Consider the following 4,725-nt stretch of genomic DNA (forward strand, 5'->3'; position numbering starts at 1 on the left):
GAACATACATCGCGAGCTGACCCAGGAAGCCACCGACACCAAAGGCCTAGAACGAGATAGCGTCATCCAGGCCAAAGTTCTCACGTTGCTTTATGTAAAACGTCGAAAGGATGTCAACGATCCGGGCATTGGCGACGTGGAAATCGAGCGATTGTCAGGCTGCCCTCGGGAACATCTGGAGTTTCATATCTGGTATATGAAAGCAAAAGGTTGGATTTCGAGGATCGAAAACGGAACCATTGCGATCACCATTGAAGGCATAGATCGCGCGAACTCCGAATATCCTCGTAGGGCTGCGGTGACCAGACTACTGGATCACGCTCATTAGGGCGGCCCTGGCGCACCCGATCGAGCGTGCTTTGGTCTCGGCCGGCGTCGAGTTCATCCCCGAGAATGGCGGCGGCGCCGGGGTTAGGCTGAGGAAGGATTAGACGCAAAGCGCGCGTTTGCCACCGGCCTATGTTAGGGGCACATTGTAGACGGGGCTTGGGGGCTTCACCCGTCTCTCGATTCCAGCTTCGGCGAGCGTCGGGCGCTCACCGTTAGGTCGAAAACGGCCCCGCCGAGCCGTTGCACCCTGCCCGATCAAGCGAAGGAGGTGGAACATGAGAAAGGCATTGCTGGCAATTTTGACCGTCTTAATTGTAAGCGCCATGACCTTTCCGCAACCGGCTATGGCCAAGGGGAAGGGCCTCAGGAAGCAATTGCAGATAGCAGCCGACGAAGCAGCCATAGCAAACGGCACTGCCACTCCCGAGCAAAAGGCCAGGGACGCCAAGCGCAAGAAGAGACACGCCGAGCTTGAAGCTATCCGAGCCAAATTGCACTCTGGCAGCGACCCAAACAAAGACGATTGACGAAGCACTCTGCCGGTCGAGCAGCCTCACCAAGCGCGTTCTTGCCGGCTGCTAGCGCTTCTTCGACTTTGGCGCGATCTCCTCGATCTGCACCTTGACTCCGTCCTGGGCCATCGCCAGTTCTTGCGCCCCCTGTCGCTGTATCTGGTCGGCTTTTGCGGTCTATCGCCTGCTGGTGTGGGCCGGGTTGATGGCGGCATAGCTTAGCGCGATCACACCATAGGCGCTGTCGGCCGCGTCTGTTAGCTTATTGGACAGCGGAGGTGAATAGCCGCTTGACTGACAACGGCCCGCTGCCAGGGGCATGGCAGCGGGTTGTTTAGCATTACCTAACGTAAGAACGTGTCTTGCACGTTTCACGAACGGAAAGTGGTCCCGCTATATCGAGTTATGCCGGGCCTCGTCCAATAGGCGTAGCTCGGCAACTGAGATGACGTCGGCGCCGACGCCCCGACCATAAGCTCCCGCGCGAGGAGTCCACTTGCGCTCGCCTTCAGGTTGCGCGACTATTCCCTTGGGGATGGACGGAGGGGATCAAATGACGGCCGGAAAAAGGGCAATAGCTCTCGAGAAAAGGACAATAGCTCTCCAGAAATGGAATGTAGCTATGAGCGAAGAAATGGGCCAAGTTGTCTTGCTCATGTTCCCGACAGCAGGTGAACCATTCCCGATCGTCCTTAGCATTGATCAGGCAACAAAGTTGGGCCACGATTTACAATCGCCCAAGTTCATACCCAAACCAACTGTCCAATAGGCCTCCAGGCTGCGCCTTGCATTTGCTACCTCTCTACCTCGCCGCCATCACTGCATCCATGTTCGCTGGCGCCGTCTGGCGTTACAGGCAGCGCGACATGGTCGGCATGGCCGCTGCCTCCTAATGGCCGGCATGGGCACCTATATGCTGTTGCGCTAGCGCCTTGGAGACGGTGGCGGCTAAGAGCAATCCAAATCGAAAACTCTTTGGAACGGCTTGCCGCGACGCTGCGTTGATCTCGATAGGAGATCACAACGATGTCAGCGCCAAAAGAAGATTATCGAACCAACAGAGCCGACTACGTGATTGCTGCGAGGCATGCCCGAGCGACCACAGAGGATAAGCTGGCTAGAAAAGAGAAATCCCTGTTCCTAAAAGATCGGCGATCCGCCAGATTGGCTGCAAACCCATCGGAAAGCTCGCCAGAAGCGAAAGCCAGGCCGCGCGGGTCTTTCCGACCTCAGCCTTCCTGAAATTTCGCCTGCGCTTCTCCGGGATTCGCCATGATCGTCTCGAATGGGCAAGCCACGTCAAGATGCTCTTTCAGGACTTGCTCGACCACGAGCCAGACGAGAGCATTATCAGCCGGATCATCGGGCGGTAGGTTTCCTTAATATCCGCGCTTCGCGCAACAGCGACGACCAATTGTAGGGGCCAAGGAAGCCGATAAGCTCGCGTGCTTGTGCTTCGGTGATGCCTGTCTCTTTGACCAAGCGCTGAACTGCAACGGTTACAGCGCTCGGCGGTATTTCGGTCATGCCAACGGCGCAACGTGCCAACGGGCTTCCAGTTCCGCAGATAAATGACTCGCCAAACCGCCGCCAAAGCGTAGAGTTAGATTGTCGCTCAGTCTGCACGGCAACGAGCGCTTGGAAGTCAACTCAGGTGCTCCCGCCTTTAATGAACGCGGGAGGCTGGCGTGGACCAAGTTCAACACAATTACGTTTCCGCCTTTGATTGCGACATCATTCGCGAAGCTTTTAGAAAATCCGTCATCGAAGAGAATATCCCTGAAGACAAATGGCGGTCGGTTGCCGCGCGTTTGATCAGCGAGTTTACCGACAGCGATGATGTCGATTCAGACTTACTGGATTGGATTTTGCGGAAGGTAGCCGGCGCTACCCAGCCGTAGGGGGCCGCACCGGTCCTGTCCCGTTCCATCGAATGAACGGCGCATCCTTGCCGGTGATATCCTTGACCGTCTTCAGCATGGCCCCATGGGCTTCCTGAAGCGCTCGGAAGTGATCGCAGCCAGGCGACAGCAGCGGCTGGACAACGCTCCTGTGCAGCGCTTCGGCTGCCACGAGAAAGCGCTCGATTTCAGTCTCTGATAGCTGCTTGGAAAGCTTGGTCCTGGCCATGGTAGCGAACTCCGTTTGAGGGGATCGCCGCAACGGGAGGATTATATTCCTGATGTCGGGGAAATTGCCAAGGGCTTCCGCGATCAGCCGCGAGTGGCCTAACCATCGCTATGCGACGTTGGATGGCAACATCTATGTACCGATCCTGCATTTGGCCGTAACGTATGCCTTGGCTAGGTAGAGGTGCCCCAAGCGGATTGAAATCGGCAGAAACTTTTTCGCCGGGGTATTTCGAGAGGCAAATTGAGGGGAACCATCATGAGCGATCAAGGTTTGCTCAGCGTTCTCGCGTTCGAACGCTACGACCCGACAGACGCCTCGCTTGGCTGGCTGCGCGAGCGTGGGGTCAACGTCATTTTCGGCAACGCGCTCTGGGAAATGCCGTTCAAACGCTTCACCGAGGATGAGCTGATCGACAAGGCGCGCGGATGCGTCGCCTTGATGGGAGCAAGTGGCACGCGCATCACCAGGCGCGTCATGCAGGCGCTTCCGGATCTGCGCTACATCTCCAAATACGGCATTGGCGTTGACAGCATCGACATCGACGCTGCCACCGAGCACGGCATTCTGGTTTCCAGCACGCCCAACGATTTTCAGATATTCACGGTCAGCGAGCACGCGGTCGCCCTCATGCTGGCAGTGGCGAAACAACTTGGCACATGGACGCCCGAGTTCATGCGGAGTGGCGGATGGCGAGGCCTGACCCATGGCGCGACGTTGCGCGGCGCCACCGTCGGCATTCTTGGCCTCGGCCGCATCGGCCGCGGCGTGGCGCAACGGCTGTCGGGCTGGGAGGCCCGCATCCTCGCCTATGATCCCTTCCTGAAGGAAGTGCCTCTAGGCATCGAACTCGTCGAGTTCTCCACACTTGTCGAGCAGTCCGACTTCCTGACGCTGCACGCAACGCCGAGTCCTGATAACCATCACATCCTGAACGCCGCCGCGTTCGCGAAGATGAAACCGTCGGCAATCGTGGTCAACACCGGGCGCGGATCGCTTATCGACTACACAGCCCTGCGAGCAGCGCTGGCCAACGGCCAAATCGCGGGTGCGGCGCTCGACGTGTTCGACCAGGAGCCGCCGAAGACCGACGACCCATTGTTTTTGCTTCCCAATGTTTTGTGCACACCGCATGTAGCGGCTTGGACGACAGAAGGAACCCAAGCAATCGGCTGGCATGCGGCCAAGAACCTGTGGGCGATGATGAGCGGGGAAGGACGCGCTGATATCGTCAACCCACAAGCCAGACAGCGCTTGAGCGGAGTGTTGTAAGCCGCGCTACGATGGCTCGTCCCAGAAATCCTGCAGCGAGGCATGCCGCAGGTCATCCTCGCCCCGTAGGTGCTTCACACGGCCAATCAGCCCCGGCTTGACCCATTGCGTCGCCGGTCGCTTCATGCCCTTGGGCGCCGTCCCTGCATGCTCCTGGCAATTCGTAAAAGAGTTTTCAGTCGGTGACGGGGCGAATAAGGCCGATCCTCAAGGGATATCACAAGGGCTGAGGATCACTCGTCGGGTTGGGCATCGAATGGGTCGTGCAGTTGCTGGATAAAGTGCTCGAGTGACAGAGTTGCATAGCTGATATGCTGCCCAACAGCCAACTTCGTGTCGTCCGGTATGCCTGTCGCAAGAAGTGCCCGCAGCGTGGCATCAAGCTGATCCATGATATCCTGAGCAGCGTCCGCAATCGCATGCTTGCCGTCCATGGTCGCACCCAGTCACCGATCGAGTAGCGGTAGCACGATCGCCATAA

The 4,725-nt window shown here is 57.9% G+C and carries 5 protein-coding genes and 1 pseudogene; 4 read left to right on the forward strand and 2 right to left on the reverse strand.

Going from position 1 to position 4,725, the window contains the following annotated elements; genetic code table 11:
- The 3 genes and pseudogenes from AC1DX6_RS30475 to AC1DX6_RS30485 all read left to right on the forward strand — a co-directional run.
- A pseudogene (locus tag AC1DX6_RS30475) lies at nucleotides 1-328 on the forward strand (J domain-containing protein); the annotation flags it as partial.
- A gap of 277 nt (nucleotides 329-605) precedes the next feature.
- Nucleotides 606-857, forward strand: coding sequence for a hypothetical protein (locus AC1DX6_RS30480; RefSeq protein ID WP_477320283.1), 252 nt, complete (start codon nucleotides 606-608; stop codon nucleotides 855-857).
- A 1,673-nt stretch (nucleotides 858-2,530) separates the two neighbouring features.
- Nucleotides 2,531-2,743, forward strand: a complete 213-nt coding sequence (locus AC1DX6_RS30485; protein ID WP_477320285.1) for a hypothetical protein — start codon at nucleotides 2,531-2,533, stop codon at nucleotides 2,741-2,743.
- Here the strand turns inward: AC1DX6_RS30485 and AC1DX6_RS30490 are convergent.
- Nucleotides 2,730-2,972 (reverse strand): hypothetical protein, encoded by a 243-nt coding sequence (locus AC1DX6_RS30490; protein WP_477320287.1) that lies wholly within the window; start codon nucleotides 2,970-2,972, stop codon nucleotides 2,730-2,732. The genes AC1DX6_RS30485 and AC1DX6_RS30490 overlap by 14 nt on opposite strands.
- Before the next feature lie 378 nt (nucleotides 2,973-3,350).
- On the opposite strand from AC1DX6_RS30490, the gene AC1DX6_RS30495 reads away from it, so the two are divergent.
- Nucleotides 3,351-4,244 carry a hydroxyacid dehydrogenase gene (locus AC1DX6_RS30495; RefSeq protein WP_477320289.1) on the forward strand — a complete coding sequence of 298 codons (894 nt, stop codon included), beginning with the start codon at nucleotides 3,351-3,353 and terminating at the stop codon, nucleotides 4,242-4,244.
- 233 nt (nucleotides 4,245-4,477) lie between these two features.
- On the opposite strand, the gene AC1DX6_RS30500 is transcribed toward AC1DX6_RS30495, so the two are convergent.
- On the reverse strand, nucleotides 4,478-4,678 hold the full coding sequence (locus AC1DX6_RS30500; protein WP_477315152.1) for a hypothetical protein: 201 nt from the start codon (nucleotides 4,676-4,678) through the stop codon (nucleotides 4,478-4,480).
- Nucleotides 4,679-4,725 lie beyond the last annotated feature (47 nt).

This window comes from Mesorhizobium sp. P2_C4, assembly GCF_056404575.1.

What these genes read in the sequence shown, in the direction of transcription:
- AC1DX6_RS30490 (WP_477320287.1), bottom strand. Translation starts at nt 2,972, where the DNA reads ATGGCCAGGACCAAGCTTTCCAAGCAGCTATCAGAGACTGAAATCGAG.
- AC1DX6_RS30500 (WP_477315152.1), bottom strand. Translation starts at nt 4,678, where the DNA reads ATGGACGGCAAGCATGCGATTGCGGACGCTGCTCAGGATATCATGGAT.
- AC1DX6_RS30495 (WP_477320289.1), top strand. Translation starts at nt 3,351, where the DNA reads ATGCCGTTCAAACGCTTCACCGAGGATGAGCTGATCGACAAGGCGCGC.
- AC1DX6_RS30480 (WP_477320283.1), top strand. Translation starts at nt 606, where the DNA reads ATGAGAAAGGCATTGCTGGCAATTTTGACCGTCTTAATTGTAAGCGCC.